15 protein-coding genes are annotated in these 15,576 nt (G+C 68.0%); 13 read left to right on the top strand and 2 right to left on the bottom strand.

The features are described from left to right. Position 1: 1 nt before the first annotated feature. Positions 2-1,231, bottom strand: coding sequence for a transcriptional regulator (locus ACIGXP_RS29540; protein ID WP_199832732.1), 1,230 nt, complete (start codon positions 1,229-1,231; stop codon positions 2-4). Between the two features lie 319 nt (positions 1,232-1,550). On the opposite strand from ACIGXP_RS29540, the gene ACIGXP_RS29535 reads away from it, so the two are divergent. The 13 genes from ACIGXP_RS29535 (at position 1,551) to ACIGXP_RS29475 (ending at position 14,718) form a co-directional block, all read left to right on the top strand. Next, complete coding sequence (locus ACIGXP_RS29535) at positions 1,551-1,859, top strand: hypothetical protein (RefSeq protein WP_399773395.1); 309 nt, start codon at positions 1,551-1,553, stop codon at positions 1,857-1,859. Continuing rightward, positions 1,856-2,476 (top strand): HAD hydrolase-like protein, encoded by a 621-nt coding sequence (locus tag ACIGXP_RS29530; RefSeq protein WP_399773393.1) that lies wholly within the window; start codon positions 1,856-1,858, stop codon positions 2,474-2,476. The genes ACIGXP_RS29535 and ACIGXP_RS29530 overlap by 4 nt, the downstream gene beginning before the upstream one ends. Continuing rightward, a complete protein-coding gene (locus ACIGXP_RS29525; RefSeq protein WP_399773391.1) occupies positions 2,461-3,318 on the top strand; it encodes a hypothetical protein in 858 nt (285 codons plus the stop codon). Before ACIGXP_RS29530 ends, ACIGXP_RS29525 begins: the two co-directional genes overlap by 16 nt. Beyond that, complete coding sequence (locus ACIGXP_RS29520; protein ID WP_399773388.1) at positions 3,315-5,357, top strand: aminotransferase class I/II-fold pyridoxal phosphate-dependent enzyme; 2,043 nt, start codon at positions 3,315-3,317, stop codon at positions 5,355-5,357. Before ACIGXP_RS29525 ends, ACIGXP_RS29520 begins: the two co-directional genes overlap by 4 nt. Beyond that, entirely contained in the window at positions 5,354-6,415 is a 1,062-nt protein-coding gene (gene trpS / locus ACIGXP_RS29515; protein ID WP_399773385.1) for a tryptophan--tRNA ligase, read from the top strand. The genes ACIGXP_RS29520 and trpS overlap by 4 nt, the downstream gene beginning before the upstream one ends. Before the next feature lie 17 nt (positions 6,416-6,432). Further along, positions 6,433-7,521 carry a phosphotransferase gene (locus ACIGXP_RS29510; protein WP_399773383.1) on the top strand — a complete coding sequence of 363 codons (1,089 nt, stop codon included), beginning with the start codon at positions 6,433-6,435 and terminating at the stop codon, positions 7,519-7,521. Then, positions 7,518-8,486, top strand: coding sequence for an LLM class flavin-dependent oxidoreductase (locus ACIGXP_RS29505; protein WP_399773380.1), 969 nt, complete (start codon positions 7,518-7,520; stop codon positions 8,484-8,486). The genes ACIGXP_RS29510 and ACIGXP_RS29505 overlap by 4 nt, the downstream gene beginning before the upstream one ends. Next, positions 8,483-9,232: a TylF/MycF/NovP-related O-methyltransferase gene (locus tag ACIGXP_RS29500; protein ID WP_399773378.1), complete on the top strand. Its 750-nt coding sequence runs from the start codon at positions 8,483-8,485 to the stop codon at positions 9,230-9,232. The genes ACIGXP_RS29505 and ACIGXP_RS29500 overlap by 4 nt, the downstream gene beginning before the upstream one ends. A gap of 538 nt (positions 9,233-9,770) precedes the next feature. Next, positions 9,771-10,637: a hypothetical protein gene (locus tag ACIGXP_RS29495; RefSeq protein WP_399773375.1), complete on the top strand. Its 867-nt coding sequence runs from the start codon at positions 9,771-9,773 to the stop codon at positions 10,635-10,637. 44 nt (positions 10,638-10,681) lie between these two features. Further along, positions 10,682-12,208 carry an amino acid permease gene (locus tag ACIGXP_RS29490; protein ID WP_399773372.1) on the top strand — a complete coding sequence of 509 codons (1,527 nt, stop codon included), beginning with the start codon at positions 10,682-10,684 and terminating at the stop codon, positions 12,206-12,208. Between the two features lie 321 nt (positions 12,209-12,529). After that, positions 12,530-13,225, top strand: coding sequence for a restriction endonuclease (locus ACIGXP_RS29485; protein WP_399773369.1), 696 nt, complete (start codon positions 12,530-12,532; stop codon positions 13,223-13,225). A gap of 215 nt (positions 13,226-13,440) precedes the next feature. Further along, positions 13,441-13,656 carry a hypothetical protein gene (locus ACIGXP_RS29480; RefSeq protein ID WP_399773366.1) on the top strand — a complete coding sequence of 72 codons (216 nt, stop codon included), beginning with the start codon at positions 13,441-13,443 and terminating at the stop codon, positions 13,654-13,656. Positions 13,657-13,764: 108 nt separating this feature from the next. Next, positions 13,765-14,718, top strand: coding sequence for an FAD-dependent oxidoreductase (locus ACIGXP_RS29475; protein WP_399773363.1), 954 nt, complete (start codon positions 13,765-13,767; stop codon positions 14,716-14,718). Positions 14,719-14,766: 48 nt separating this feature from the next. Here ACIGXP_RS29475 and ACIGXP_RS29470 read toward each other — a convergent pair whose 3' ends face one another. After that, positions 14,767-15,471 carry a nucleotidyltransferase domain-containing protein gene (locus ACIGXP_RS29470; protein ID WP_399773361.1) on the bottom strand — a complete coding sequence of 235 codons (705 nt, stop codon included), beginning with the start codon at positions 15,469-15,471 and terminating at the stop codon, positions 14,767-14,769. Between the last annotated feature and the right edge of the window lie 105 nt (positions 15,472-15,576).

Genomic DNA, 15,576 nt, shown 5'->3' with positions numbered 1-15,576 from the left:
TCTAGCCACCCACGACGCCGAGTCTGCGTGCCAGGTCCGCCACGGGTTGGGACGGGCGGCCACGGGTGCCGCGGATCCAGCCGATGACCAGTTCCCGACTCAGGTAGTGGTGGCGTACCTGTTCGGGAGCGGCTCGTTCGGCGTCCAGCAACCTGGCCAGGGCTTCGTCGGTCCGGTTCCAGGCGCTGAGTGCGCGGGCGACTTCCAGGCTGTGCCTCACACGCCGTTCGACAGGCAAGCCACTGGTGTCGATGCGTTGTCCGAGGTCCACGGCTATCTGGATGTCACCGAGCTCTCTGGCGGTGGCGACGCAGTGGATGGCCACATTGGTCGGTCCGAAGGCCGTCCATAGGTGGTTGGCGTCGGTGCCCAGCCGCTGCGCGGCTTCGTCGGCCTCCCGAAGGAAGGTCTGTGTGGTTGCCCGGTCCTCCGCTCGGGCGGCCGCCATAGCGCCGGCGAGGAAGAGCGTGCCGTAGACGGAAAGGTACTCGTCGTTTGCGGTGCCCAGATCCGGCTGCATGACGGCTGCCGCATCGTTCACCATCTGGATCGCCGCGGTGAAGCGGCCGGTAGCCATCAGACAGTGCGTGACCGCCCGGAAGAGCGAGCCCGTCACCGAGTTCTGGCCGCTCTGTTGCGCGGCTGCCAATCCACGGTCGGCGGCGATCCACGCCAGTTCCGACTCGCCGACCTTACCCAGCACCATTGCCGCACCGTGGTAGGCCAGGGCGAGCTCGGCATGAGCCTCCTCCCGTTCGCGCCCTGAGTACGCGCGGGAGGCGGCAAGGGCATCGGCCAGGACAAATGGAAGCCGTCGAGTGGCGAAGCCGTACCGGGAGACTTGGTAGGCATCGAGGACTTCCTTCACGTCGGCCCGCAAGCGCTCCAGAGCAGGTGGTTCCTCGTCGGGTGAGGTTCCCAACAAAGGCGTGAGCTGCCTGTAGTCCATGAGGGCGTTTCGCAAGGCCGGGACTGTATGCCGGCCGCTGTCGTTGGACCACTCCATGAGGGTCGGTTCGGCGAGCAGGTCTCCGAGGGACACGTCGAGGGCTTCGGCAAGTGAAGTGATCACCGAGAGGCGGTCGAGCTCGATCCGGTTGTTCTCCGCTTTGCTCAGCCAGTCCGTGGTGCGTCCGACAAGGCCGGCCAGGACCTCTTGAGAAAGGCCGCGTCGGCGCCGGTACCAGGCGACGCGCTCCCCGGTGGTCAGATGCTCTGTGATTCCTCGCATGTCCTGAGCATCACCTCGTGGCCGAAAGGGGCCCCGGAAGGATTTTCCGGGGTGCCGCGGGACTCCCCGCCTACTGTCGCAGGAGACCGAGAAGGCCGCAGGGCAACGTCATCAACTCCCTTGTTTCGGCTCGCTTTGACCTTCGGCTCTGCTTCTCAAACCGGAGGAGGGCGCGGCCCGCGGAACGGAGGTGTAGAGGGTGCGCCGCAGTTCCAGTCTGTCATCGAACCCGCAGAGAACGACCGTAGCGCCAGCACGGTCACTTCAGCCGGAGAGTCCGGTTACGCACGGATCACCGATCTACTGATGGAGCCTCATCATGCGCTATCCGCCGACGTGCACCCCCTTGATGATGGGGCCGTCCGCGATCGCTACCCACCCAACGGGTGACGTATTGGTTGCAGTCATGCCGGCCGTTCTCGGCTATCAGTCTCCAGACATCGCCGAAGCATCGGGCCGCAGCGACCGCGCGCCCCATTTCGGCGCCGTCGTGTTCAGCTGCCGGGCAGTGGTGAAGCGCGACCGCAGGCTCTTCCAGACGGTCCTTCGAGAAGTCGGTGTCGCCCCGCGGCAGACCCTCTACTGCGGCGATGACAGCGGTGGTGAGTTGGCCGGGAGGACGCTGTGAGGAGCCAACCGCGGCTGCACCGCGAATCCCTCGACCGGACACTGCTGCTTGATGCCTGCGGAGTCGTGCTGGGTGAACCCATGGAGCCGTTGTTCCGAGCCGTCGCTTCTTCCAGCGGTCTGCGCCCCACTGTGGTCGCCCAGCTCTTTAGGCAGCGGTTCCGCGATGATCTGTGGGCCGGTCGCATGGATGAGACGTCTTTCTGGACCTCCCTGGCCGCGACCTGCGGGCTGGAGCGCGCTCCGGCAGAGTGGCGTACGGTCCTCGACCAGTCCATGCGGGCCATGCCTGCGGTCAGCCAGCTCCCGTCCTGGGGTCGGCACGCTCGTCTGGTCCTGATCTCGAATCATCGGCACGAGTGGCTCATACCTCGGCTGGAGGCTCTCGCCCTGACGGGCCATTTCTCGGAACTGTCGATCTCTAGCCTCACGGGAGCGGTCAAGCCGGACCAGGCAGCGTACGACCGGCTGCTCGGCGGCACTGACCTGGCCCAAACCCTCTACGTGGACGACAAGCCGGCGAACGTCGCTGCCGCCAGGTCGCTTGGTGTCAGGAGCCTGCTGGCCGACGCCGACGGCCGGTGGTCGAAGGAGGTGGACGCGTGGCTGGGATGCTGACCGGTCCGGTGGAAGAGGTGATCAACCAGGACTTCGTCGACCGGATCCCGGATCTCATCGCCCTGCTGGAACCTGCGGTGGCCGACATCCCCCACGAGGGCCGGCAGTGGGTCTTCTACGGCAGCCTGCCGCTCGGCCAGGGGCGCGAGGGCAGCGACCTCGATGCGTTTCTCCTCCATGACGGCAGCCTCAGCAGTGCTCCGCACAGGCGAAGTGCCTCGTGGGGTGCGACGCCCGTGACGATCTACGTGCTGTCGCACGGAGATCTGGCAGACGACGGACTGAGGCGCCAGTTCGGCGGATACTTCACGCTGAAGCTCTTTGGCCCCTTCGTGACCGACCGGCCCGAGCGTGAGCTGCTGCTTTCGCAGCACACCGCCCGGTTCCTGGCACCCCTTGCTGAATTGCTCGCCCTGGGACAGCCGGACACGGCCTGGAACGCTGACCAACTGCTCGCCCACGCTCATCTGGCGTTCCTCGACCTCTACCCGGACGCTGCGGGCTACCTGGCCAGGCTCCTGCGAAACCCCCCGCTGATGACCCGCGTATGGGGGCACCAGCGCCACACGTACCTCGAAGCACTCCGGGCTGATGGGTACATCGCGCCTGCGGGCACCCACGGCGGCTGGGTGTACACCGGGCTGACACCGGTCGATGACGCCGACCGGGAACGTGCCCGCTGCACGGCCCGGTTCTGGGCCTTCGGAGCCGTGTGCCATGAGGCGGACCCCGGCTTCCCGGATGTGTACTTCGGCAAAACGGACGCTCATGCAACGCCACACGAACAACACTCGGCCTTGGAGTTCCTCCATGGCATCGCCGAGGGAGGAGGCGCACCGTGACCACGACCCTGGCGACGTGGCACGCGGCATGCAACCGGCGGACCGCCGCGCGCGAAGAGCACCGCTCACGGCAGTTCGGCCTGCGCCCGGTCGTCTGTTCCGATGACCGGGCGCAGGAGACGGAAAGGCCGATGCTCCCCGGCGAAGTCTGGGCGACCCAGACGCTCGGTGCCTCGCAACCGTCCCCCCGCTCGGCCGCCTCTCCGATCCGCGTAGGGTTCGCCGGTCGGCGCCTGCACCTGGGCCACCTCGGACTGGCACGTACAGCAGCTCAGATGGCCGACAGCGGTGCGCACCTTCTGCTGTTCGACGCCTCGGACGATTCCACCTCCATCGTCGATGGCTTCCGCACCGCGGTCTGCCACTACGCAGGAGCCTCGGTGCCCGACCAGCTCATCGAGTACGGCCCCGATCTACGACGGTGGCAGCACCAGGCGCTGTCCGGGCTGAGGCTGGACAGGATGCGCCGCCTCTACGGCTGGGACAGCAGTACACCTGCGAGCGCACTGACCGACCTGGAAGCCATGATCAGCTTCTTCCTCTACACCCCGGCAGGCATGGAGGAGGGAGGTGTCGCCCTGGTCGACGCCATGCAAGCACCGCACTCGGCCCTGCTTCCCCAAGCCGCACGGGCTGTCGACGCCAAGATTCCGGAGCTGCTCTACCGCCGGCTCTTCCCCAGTCTGCGGCGGGAAGGCGAGCGGGGCAGTGTCCGCGAGCCGTCCTCCGTGGTCTTCGCGGACGACGACGAGGCGACGGTCCAGCGTAAGTTCCTGCGCTCACGGACGGGTGGTCGGGCGAGCGTCGAAGAGCAGCGTTCCCTGGGTGGGGATGCGACGCGATGCTCGGCGTTCGCCATGATCGAACTGCTGTGCCCGCCGGAGACCGCCCAGCGGGCGCTGGAAGGCTGCCTGTCAGGTCGGAACTGCGGGGACTGCAAGGCCGAGCACCTGACCGGGGTCGTCGCCGGGCTCCGCGCTGCCACCACGACGCCCATGCGCGCAGGCACCTCCTCGCAGGTGGGACCCGCCGTCAGGCAGGCCGCAGGCGCACTGCACCGCCCGCCACCCCGTGACGCCACCGACCTGGAGGCTGCCATCGCGGAACGCTCCGGAGTACAGCCCGACCAGGTTGTGGTGGGCCACGGCTCCACGGAGGTCATGGACTGGCTTTTCCGCATCCAAGCCCGCCCCGGTGGAAAGGTGGTCGCAACAGAGCCGACGTTCGAGCTGTACCAAGAGCTCGCCGAGCGCCACCGCCTGCGGTACGCGGCTGCCGCGTGGGATCCGAGCACCTTCACCCACGACACCTCGGCCTTGGCCCGTCTGGCTGATCAGGACACGGCACTCTGCGTCATCGACGTGCCGCACTCAGTCTCCGGAGCCGTCGGCCAAGTCACCGAGCTGCTCGACCGCCTCTTCGAGGCCCTGCCTGATGACGCCGTCGTACTGCTCGACCTCGTCTACGCCGACTTCATACGTACGCCCATCGAGCCAGCCTCGCTGCTGCTCAGCCGGTATCCGCGCGCTGTGCTGTTCGGGTCGATGTCCAAGGCTCACTGCCTGCTCGGCGCCCGAGTCGGCTACGCGCTCGCAGTCACCCCCTTGGCCGATCGGCTGCGCGCCCAGCGGCTCCCCTACACGATGGACTCGCTGGCGATCGCCGCGGCACACAGCGCGCTGAGGGACGACCAGTCCCGTCAGCGGACGGTACAGGCCAGCCACGAAGCCCGGGCACGGCTCACGGCAACCCTCCAGAACCTCGGCATCGCCTACGTGCACACCGAGGGGAACTTCCTCCTGATGGATCTCGGCACCCGCCACGCATCGGTCACCAGGCGCCTGCAATCCAATGGGACGCCGTTCCGAGACGGCCGGCGGTGGTCGATGCCCGGCTGGATACAGCTCCATCTGATCGACGTGCCCTTCGTCGAACCACTTATCGAGGCGCTTCAGCGGGACACGACCGGCGAGAATGGGACCTCATCTCACCGACCGTCGTTGCACGACAAGACCTTTGAGGGGCCATCAGTTCCATGACAGACCAGCGCATGCTCACTGGAGACCGACCCACCGGAAAGCTGCACCTCGGCCACTACGTGGGCAGCATCGCCAACCGGGTGCAGCTCCAGCACAAGTACGAGACCTTCCTGATCATCGCCGACCTGCACATGCTCACCACCAAGAACACCCGGGAGGACATCGCCAAGGTCTCCACCAACGCCCGGGACATGGTCTTGGACTCCCTCGCGGCCGGCATCGACCCGACCCGGGCGACCTTCTACCTGCAATCGGCCATCCCCGAGGTCACCGAGCTCAACGCCCTCTTCCAGAACCTGGTGACCGTGCCGCGTCTGGAGCGCGTGCCCAGCCTGAAGGACATGGCTCGGGACGCGGGCAAGGAAGAGATGCCGTACGGCCTGCTCGGCTACCCGGTGCTCCAGGCGGCCGACATCCTCTGCGTGAAGGCGCATGTCGTTCCCGTTGGTAAGGACAACCACGCCCATGTGGAGGTCACCCGGGAGATCGCCCGTCGGTTCAACTACCTCTATGGGGAGACCTTCCCCGTCCCGGAACTCGTCGAGAGCGAGGTGCCCACCCTGGTGGGTACCGACGGGCAGGGCAAGATGAGCAAGTCCATCGGCAACGTCATCTACCTCTCCGACAGCGCCGAGGAGGTCCGCAAGCGGGTCGCCGGCATGTACACCGACCCCAAGCGGATCCGCGCCGACATTCCTGGCACGGTCGAAGGCAACCCCGTCTTCATCTACCACGACGTCTTCAACGACAACGCCGCGGAGGTCGCCGACCTCAAGGAACGCTACCGAGCGGGCAAGGTCGGCGACGTCGAGGTCAAGGACAAGCTGGCTGCCGCCATCAACCGGTTCCTCGACCCGATGCGGGAGCGCCGCGCACACTACGAGGAGCAGAGCGGCCTCGTCGACGAGATCATCGTCGAAGGCACCGAACGCACCCGCCGCGAAGTGCAGCAGGTGGTCTTTGAAGCCCGCAAGGCGATGGGCCTGACCGCCGCCTACAACCAGCTGCGCCGCAAGGCCGAGCGAGCCCGCAAGAGCAGGGAAGACACAGCACCCTGAAGGACACCGGGAGACCCATGCCTTCTGGCACGTCGGTGCGGGAGCGGTCCTTAAGCTCCCGCACCGCCCACACCGTCCGTATCGTCCGCACCGGCTCCTCGGGAGCCCTCGTCCGCATCGTCCAACGCCCCGACGGCACGCTCGTGGCCGTCAAGACCGCCCGCAACCCGCGAGTGCCCGCCATCCAGCAGGCCCGCGCCCGGGACACCATCGCCCCCTACTTCGGCGCCAGACTTCCCGAGGTCCTCTTCGCCGGCCACCACCACGGCAGCGACACGCTGATCACTCGCTGTCCCTCGGTAACCACCCTGGCAGATGCCGCCCTCCGTCCCGGGCCCACCACCCGGGCAGCCGCGGTATGGACCGAGGTGACCGAGGCACTCTGCCAGGTATGGCTCCAGTCCGCACGGCCCGGCTTCGAGCCTGCGCTGGCCACCAGAAAGCACACCCTCCGACTGGAACGTGGCCGCCACGGCTTACACCACGCCGCGCACCAGCTGCGGCTAGCGATCGATGGCAAGCACCACATCATCGTCAACGGCACGGACCACGGATCCCTGGACCGGATGCTGCATCGGCTGGCAGCCCTGCGACCACCCACTATTCGCGTCGCCTGCCACGGAGACCCACAACCCCGCAACATCCTGCTCGACCATGCGGAGCAGTGGCACCTGGTGGACTGGGAGTGGTCCGGCCACCATCAGGACTGGCGCATGATGATGAGCCACCTCGTCGGCTGGTGGTACGTCGAGAGCCTCCTGGCCGGCACGCACGGCAGGATCACGCCTGCACGGTCCGCACTCGTGCTCAGTTACGGCAGCACACCCCCGGCCGTTCTCTCCAGGTGGACCGCCCCGGCGGTGCGCGCCTTTCGGCGGATGAGTCGGCCCGCCGAACTCGAAGGGGACTTCGGTGCGCTCGCTGTTCACACCGGGATGCTCCTGCTCCGGGAAATACCCAAGGTCATCGTGGAGGGAAGGCACCACCTGTTCGCTCCGCTCCTGGGCGAGGCGGCCCGGATTCTCGACTCCGCGTACTCCGGCCGTCCGCACCCGCTGCTGGAAGCCTTCACCCACCCGCAGCAGATCGAGGGGAGCCTGGGGTGATCACGATCGGCCTGGCACTGCCCCATTACGACGGGTTCTTCCCTAACCCAGGGGTCACCGGATCACACCGGACGCGCAGGGCACTCTCCTACGCCCAAAGAGCGGAGCAGGCCGGACTGCACCAGCTCTGGGTGTCCGACCATCTCTGGCTGGACGTTGCCCCCCAGGACCGTCGCCGCTCCCCGGACTGCTGGACTCTCCTGGCCGCGATCGCCGCGACCACCCGTCGCATCCGGCTCGGGTCTCTAGTTACCCCCGCATCGCTGCGGGAACCCGCACTCCTCGTCCACCAGATCGCAACGGTTGCCGATTTCGCCGGGGAACGCCTCGACATCGGCCTCGGCGCCGGCTGGAACGCCGTGGAATTCGCAGCGGCAGGCCGCCGGTTCTCCGCAGCCGCCGACCGGCTCGCCGACGTGGAACGGACTGCTGCGCTGATCCGCACCGAGCTGGGTCCTACGGCACCGCCGGTTTGGGTCGGGGGCAAACGCAGCGGCATTCTGAGCGTCGCCGCACGCATCGCCGATGGTTGGAACCTGGCCTGGGACCCCACCCCTGCCGGCTACTGGCAGCGTCTGGCACGGCTGAATGCGGCGCAGCCGTCGGCAAGGGAAGCCGCCCCGATCCTGCGCTCCGTCGGGCTCACCACCGTCATCGGAACGGACGAAGACGATCTCCACCAGCGGTGGACCAGGCTGCGCCGTTGGGTACCTGGCGGTCACCTCGACGGGCTCAGCTTCGAAGCGTGGCGCAAACGGGGGCTGATCGGCACTCCTGACGAGGTGCACAGCCGGCTCACCGCATGGGAAAGCCTCGGGGTCGACCACGTCGTGTGCGCCCTCGGCATGCCCTTCGGTCTGTTCGACGACGAGCAGATCGACTTGCTCGCGGCCGCAGCGCGCCGGGCCGGAGCCACTACCACCGCTAAGCCACTCACCCAGGAAGAAAGGTATGGAACAGCATGATCGACCTTCCCGATCCGGCCACAGCATTCCAGCACGAAGAGGACTTCCTCCTGACCTGTGGCCCCAGCCGTATCGGCAAGATACTCGCGCTCTATGACCTCTACCAGCGGATCCGCACGGTCCCTGGTGCGATCGTCGAGTGCGGTGTCTTCCGCGGGGGATCCTTCACCATGTGGGCGATGCTGCGGCACCTGCTGGAGTCCGAGCACACCCGACCCCTCATTGGTTTCGACACGTTCGGGGAATTCCCCCACACCAGCGCCGAATCCGACCAGCGCATCGTCGACCACATCCAGCAGGTCGCCGGCCTCAACTGCATCGGAGCAGACCAGCTGCTTGAGACCCTGGGGCAACGGGGGCGCGGGCTCGAAGCGAACACGGTCCTGGTCCCTGGCGACGTGTGCGAGACGGTTCCGCAGTACGTCGCCAACCACCCCGAACTCGCCATCTCACTGCTCGTGATCGACACCGACCTCTACGAGCCAGCCGTCACCTGCCTCACCGAACTCGTTCCCCTCGTGTCCCCGGGCGGCGTCGTGATCGTGGACAACTACGGGGTCTTCCCCGGCGAGACCCAGGCGTTCCGTGAGTACCTGGCTTCCCACCCGGGCACACGGTTGGAGCAGCCCGCTCACACCGGGCATCTCATGCACTTCTCCCCGTCCGCAGCAGTCGCGCCGAACCAGCCGCTCCCCGAGAGGCCAGCTGCCACGGAAGCTATGGGGCCCGTCCGAGTAGGTCGATAACCCCGAGAACTCACGCGTTGTACCCGCAAACCGACCAGCTCGTTGACGCGTCCGCCCGATCAAGCGCGATGACGACCGTCGAACAGCTTCGGTCACCCCGTGGCCCCGGCCATCCACCTCGCCGTGCGGCTCTCCCGCGCCTCCCCACACCGTCGGGCGCTTCGGTGCCGTGCTGCACCACGGCTTCGACGAGCTCGCCGCTCTCTGCGCTGCCAGCGAGGTGAAGTACCGCGTCGGCAGATGACCGCTCTGGTGTCGGGCGCTTGTACCACCCTCGGGGCGAGCTGCTGCGTGACGGTGACCAAACCGGGTTCCAGGGAAAGCCCCCCGCGTCATCACAGGAGGTCCACAGTCCCATGATCAGCGCCCCGTCACTCGCTCTCGGCATCGATAGCTCTGGACCAATCGCCTCCAAGCGTACGGTCCGCCGGTACGACCGCTACGGCCAGCGGAGGATGGGCGGGCACAAGAAAGGATGAGAACCAGAGAGCCCCTCGACACACACCCGGCACGGGGTGACGAAACACTGCGGCGGGCCTTGGAAGACGCCTCCATGGGCCGCTGGGAGGGCCCGCAGCAGATGCTGGCCTCGACCGGCGCGGACTGGGACCGGCGGATCTTCCGCCTCCAGGTTCTCGCCGAGGCGGGTGCGCGGCTGCGGTTCGCCGACACCTGGGCGAAGGCGGAACCGCGCTCGCCGCACGCACTGGCCCTCCTCGCGAACGTACAAGCCCTTCGCGCGATGATCGCCGGACGGAACGGCGGCCAGTCACTGATGCACGAAGCGTGGGCCACCTGCCGCACCGCGCTGGAGGTGTGGCCGCACGACGTCGCGCCCCTGGTGGTGATGCTCGCGTTGCTGCGGACGCACGCACCGGACCGGGCGACGCTGCGGCATGTCTGGGCGGAGATCAAGCAGCGTGACCCGTGGAATCGCGAAGCCCACCACGAAGTCGTCACCTATCTGTTCCAGCGGCACCACGGTCGGCCGGGGGAGGCGATGTGGTGGGCCGAGGAGCAGGCGTCCATCGCCCCGCAGGGGCTGCCGATCGCGGTCCTGCCCCTGGTCGTGATCGCCGAGGCTCACCGATCCCGTCAGGAGCGTGACCGGACGGCGTACGGGTTGACCATCCACCCCTGGATCGACTGCCCGCAGACCGACCCCGTGCTGGAACGCTGGTGGCGCTACCGCGCCCCTCGTCCGCACGCCTGCTTCGCCGACGACGCCAACTACCTCGCGCACGCCCTGTCGTTCGCCAACCGTCACAGCGAGGCCGCGGAGGTCTTCGACTCCATCGGCCCGTACGCCACGCGCGTCCCGTGGTCCTACTGCGGCCGGGCCGAAGACCTGTTCCTGCGGCACCGAGCCTGGGCCTACAGCCCGCCGCGACGCCGGCACCCCTGACCACCCTGACACCACTCCTCCGATGTACGAAGGACGGCACCCCCATGCCTCTTGACGTCTCCCGTGTCTCCGACGAGGAACGCCTGAAGGAGCTCGGCTACCAGCAGACGCTCGCCCGCTCGATGTCCGGTCGGGCCAACTTCGGCGTCAGCTTCACGATCATCTCGATCCTGTCCGGCTGCATGACCCTGTACGGCTACGGCATGAACACCGGCGGCCCGGCCGTGATCATGTGGGGCTGGCTGTTCGTCGGCCTGATGACCTTGTTCGTCGGCCTGTCGATGGCCGAGATCTGCTCCTCCTACCCGACCAGCGCCGGCCTGTACTTCTGGGCACACCGCATGGCCCCCGCGAGAACGGCCGCAGCCTGGGCATGGTTCACCGGCTGGTTCAACGCCCTGGGCCAGATCGCGGTGACCGCGGGCGTCGACTTCGGCGCCGCCAGCTTCCTCAACGCCCTGCTCGACCTTCAGTTCGACTTCGCGGCCACGCCCGGTCACACCATCGCGCTGTTCGGGATCATCCTCGTCCTGCACGGCGTGCTGAACACCTTCGGGGTCCGCATCGTCGCCTTCCTCAACGAGGTGTCCATCTGGTGGCACATCCTGGGCGTCGTCGTAATCTGCGGCGCCCTGGTGCTCGTGCCCGACCACCACCGGTCGACCGGCTTCGTCTTCGGTGAGTTCGTCAACAACACTGGCTTCTCCTCCAGCACCTACGTGGTGCTGATCGGACTGCTGATGGCGCAGTACACCTTCACCGGCTACGACGCCTCCGCCCACATGACCGAGGAGACCATCGACGCCTCCACCGCCGGCCCCAAGGGCATCGTCCGCTCGATCCTCGTCTCCCTCGCCGCCGGCTTCATCCTGCTGTTCGGCTTCACCTACGCCATGCAGTCCTACGCCGGCGCACTCGCCTCCGGGACCGGGGTGCCCCCGGCGCAGATCCTCATGGACGCCCTCGGCACTGCGGCAGGCAAGTGGCTGCTGCTGGTCGTCATCGTCGCCCAGCTCTTCTGCGGCATGGCGTCCGTCACCGCCAACTCCCGCATGATCTACGCCTTCTCCCGCGACGGCGCCCTGCCCTTCTCCAAGGTGTGGCACCAGCTGAACCCCGCCACCCGCACGCCCACCAACGCGGTATGGCTCGCTACCGGCGGCGCCTTCGCCCTTGGCCTGCCCTACCTGTGGAACACCACCGCTTACGCGGCGGTCACGTCGATCGCGACCATCGGCCTGTACATCGCCTACGTCATCCCCACGTACCTCCGGCTCCGCCAGGGGAGCCGCTTCGAGCGTGGCCCCTGGCACCTCGGCTCCTGGTCCCCCCTCGTCGGCACGATCGCCATCGCCTGGGTCCTGGTGATCACCGTGCTGTTCATGCTGCCGCAGACCTCGCCCGTCACCGCGCACACCTTCAACTACGCGCCTGTCGCGGTCGGCGTCGTCATCGCCTTCTGCGGCATCTGGTGGCTGGCCTCGGCCCGCAAGTGGTTCCTCAACCCTGCGCACCCGCGCAACTCCACGCCGGGTCGGACGGATGCCGGCGGGAGGGCCGGCGTCCGCTGAGAGGAGCGGCGGATTCGGCACTTGCCCCGAATCGGCCGAAGCGTGTCGGCCGGGCGCCGAAACCCGCTGGTCGTCGGTGCTCAGCCGCAGCGGGCAGCAGCCCATGCTGACTGAAAGTCCCTCACTCCAGGTGATCGTATCTCGACCCGCTGTCAGTGGTGCGTGCTCTCATAACCTGCGCGGGATCGTCAACAGCCTGTGTATAGGGAGGAGTTACTTCATGGCGGTACGGATGGAGGCGTGCGAGCGGGCCGCTGTCCCGATAAGGGCCGCCGCCCGGCTTGCAGAACACAGCCTGCTGGTTGCGCCGGGGTCGGCCCGATGAGCGGCCGGCGCCCGGCGCGACGTTCTGCGCGGCGCCGACCGGCCCGCCGTTCCAAGAAGCAGGACGACCAGCTGGCCCTGCTGGGAGCTGGGGTTCTGGCACTCGGGCTGGTGATCACCGTTGTGCACTGGCTGCTGGTGCACTGGTGGATCATTCTCATCGCTGCCGTGGTCGCCGCAGTGGCTGGTGGCCTCTGGCTGCAGCAGGCACGGCAGCGGGCCGAGTGGGAGCGTGTGCGTGCTCGCGCACTGCGGATGCGGATCGCGGAGCTGGACGCCATGGACCACCGCGCGTTCGAGGTCGCGATACGGGACCTGATGCGACGGGACGGCTGCCAGGCGGAGCAGCTCGGGGGTGCCGGCGACAACGCCTGCGACGTACGCGCCGTCGATCCCATGGGGCGCGTCTGGGCCATCCAGTGCAAGCACCGCCGGGACGGAGACCGCGGCTCCGCCGTCGGCGTCGGTGTCCTGCAGCAGGTCAACGGCACCGCACGGCAGATCCACGGAGCGGACGTCGCGGTCGTGCTCACCAACGGCCGCTTCTCCTCCAAGGCCATCCCCTGGGGCGCGGAACACCGGATACACCTCGTCGACCGCCGTCTGCTGGGCGAATGGGCGGCCGGCTCCCGACCACTGTGGGACCTGCTGGACCGCATCCCCCCGCCTCGCCGCCCCACCGCCCTGTCTTGACGCGCAGGGCAGGGCGGCATGCGACGGAGCCGAGGGCCGGGGCTCCTCCGCCCCGGGCTGCGAATGGGGCAGGTGACGCTGCGTTCGCTGCCCCGATCCAGCCATTGACCAGGCACTCCGTCGCCAATCACCGGTGATCGAAACGTGGTGCTGTCGAGTTCCGGCCACGCAGGAAGGCGGGACGTCAGAGTGTTGTGCGCGGGAGGGCCGGCCAGGTGGTTCTGAGCATCAACGTGGCGGTTCTACTGGCTGTCGTCATCATTGTGCGGCTGCGCCGACGCACGCATGCCCGAAGCCGGTTCGATGAGAAGCTGACCGTGGTCATCGTGCTGGTGTTCGGCGTACTGATCGCACCCACCAGCTTCGGGCAAGGCATCCTCAACGCCGTGGGCCAGTTCGCCCGCAGCCTGTCGCAGACCGGTAGCCCCTGATCCCTCAGCGGTTCAGCGACACAGATGAGGCCAGCCTGACGTAGGCAGCCTCTTGCTGGCCCCACAGGCGTCCCTCATCGATGTGACCCGGCCGTTAAGGTCGTGTTCATGACCGCAGGGGAGCGCGTTGTCGTTGTCGGGGCTGGGGTGGCTGGACTCACCACGGCTGTCGTTCTCGCCGAGGCCGGGGCTTCGGTGCACTTGATCGCCGACCAGGTGCCGGGGGGCACGTCGCTGGCGGCCGGGGCGATGTGGGGGCCTTACCTGGTCGAGCCGAAGGACAAGGTTGACCAGTGGGGACAACGGTCCCTGGAGATCTTCCGGGAGCTGGCCCAGGAGCCGGCGACGGGCGTCCGGCTCACCAGTGGCATCGAGGCATCCCGCACCGCCGAAGCCGCGCCAGACTGGGCCACCACTTTGCCTGGCTTCCGACCGTGCGAGCGAGCCGAACTACCGGCCGGGTTCACGGCGGGCTACCGGGTCACCGTGCCACTGATCGACATGCCCACCTACCTCGACTACCTCCTGCGCCGGCTCCGCGATGCTGGCGGTGTGGTCGAGCAGCGACGGCTGACCTCGCTATCGGACGCCGGTCCGGCTTCGTCGATCGTCAATTGCGCGGGCCTCGGGGCACGCCACCTGGTTCCGGACCCTGACCTCCGGCCCATCCGCGGCCAGCACGTCGTCGTCACCAACCCCGGGCTGACCGAGTTCTTCTCCGAGGACACCGGCCTCTCCCCGGACCTCCTGTGCTTTTACCCCCACGGCGACACCGTCGTCCTGGGCGGCACAGCGATCGACGGCGAAGGCGATCCGGCCCCCGACGACAAGGCGGCGGCCGGCATCCTCGCCCGCTGCGCCGAGATCGAGCCCCGACTCGCCCAAGCCCGCGTCCTGGAACACCGGGTCGGCGCTCGACCAACCCGCGCCACAGTCCGTGTGGAGGAAGAGATGGGGGAGGACGGCACCGTGGTCGTGCACAACTACGGGCACGGAGGTGCTGGCGTCACGCTGTCGTGGGGGTGCGCCGAGGAGGCTCGGGCGTTGCTCTCCGTCAAGTGATCTGCACGTGGAAGAACGGAGGTTGCGACGTCCGCAGCGCGTGATCGCTCACGGCGCCCCGACACGCTTGTAGCCAGCCCACAACCGGCCACCGGCCTGCCCGAGCACCTCGTCCACGACGGCCACGAGGGTCTCTACTGTCCCGTCCAGGACCTCCTGTAGGCCGTGGTGGAGGCGTGCGCTGAGCCCTGGCGCGGTCGTCTCCAGACGGCGTGCCAGCCACTTCCCACCGCCACCCCACGAACCGCCAACGGCCAGTGCCAGCTCACCGCTGCGTCGGACCAGCTCGGTCGCGATGAACAGACGCTCACTCTGGTCGTCGCTTCCCGCGAGGTCGTCCAGAAGGTCGGTGATCGCGTAGCGGCGATCATCGATCTCTTCCGCCGACACCGGGGGCGGTCCTGCGGCGGTCAGCTTCCGGGACTGTGCGGCGAGCCGGGCTCCGAGTCCATCGGTGTCGAAGAGCAGCAGCCCGTCGGCACACATCCACAGCAGCGGTGACCGGCGCTTGCGCAACTCCCGTTCGACGTAGGCGTGCCACGTCGCCTCGGTGTGCACGAACATCTCCACCGGCCAGCCGGCGTACCGGAGGCTCGCCCGGTAGGGGGCTGGGGCTCCGTGGAGCAGGACCACGATGTCGAGGTCCGACATGGCCGTGCGGCGGCCTGTCACGACGCTGCCGCCCAGGAACGCGGCGCGCGCTTCGGGGTGCTGTTCATCTACGACGGCGCGTGCGGCCTCTATCGCATCCATGCGGCAACTATCCGCACTGCCCCCACCGGGCGCACGCCGTTTTCCGTGGCTGGACAGCGAGGTCTCGCGCTCTGCGTCTCAGTTCGCCGGGGGCAGACAGCAAAG

Source organism: Streptomyces sp. NPDC053069, assembly GCF_044546895.1.
Classification (GTDB): Bacteria; Actinomycetota; Actinomycetes; order Streptomycetales; family Streptomycetaceae; genus Streptomyces.
This window is presented reverse-complemented; position numbering and strand designations above follow the sequence as displayed.

Coding starts and splice junctions, on each gene's coding strand:
- ACIGXP_RS29540 (WP_199832732.1), bottom strand. CDS start 1,231: ATGCGAGGAATCACAGAGCATCTGACCACCGGGGAGCGCGTCGCCTGG.
- ACIGXP_RS29535 (WP_399773395.1), top strand. CDS start 1,551: ATGCGCTATCCGCCGACGTGCACCCCCTTGATGATGGGGCCGTCCGCG.
- trpS (WP_399773385.1), top strand. CDS start 5,354: ATGACAGACCAGCGCATGCTCACTGGAGACCGACCCACCGGAAAGCTG.
- ACIGXP_RS29510 (WP_399773383.1), top strand. CDS start 6,433: ATGCCTTCTGGCACGTCGGTGCGGGAGCGGTCCTTAAGCTCCCGCACC.
- ACIGXP_RS29500 (WP_399773378.1), top strand. CDS start 8,483: ATGATCGACCTTCCCGATCCGGCCACAGCATTCCAGCACGAAGAGGAC.
- ACIGXP_RS29490 (WP_399773372.1), top strand. CDS start 10,682: ATGCCTCTTGACGTCTCCCGTGTCTCCGACGAGGAACGCCTGAAGGAG.
- ACIGXP_RS29485 (WP_399773369.1), top strand. CDS start 12,530: ATGAGCGGCCGGCGCCCGGCGCGACGTTCTGCGCGGCGCCGACCGGCC.
- ACIGXP_RS29475 (WP_399773363.1), top strand. CDS start 13,765: ATGACCGCAGGGGAGCGCGTTGTCGTTGTCGGGGCTGGGGTGGCTGGA.
- ACIGXP_RS29470 (WP_399773361.1), bottom strand. CDS start 15,471: ATGGATGCGATAGAGGCCGCACGCGCCGTCGTAGATGAACAGCACCCC.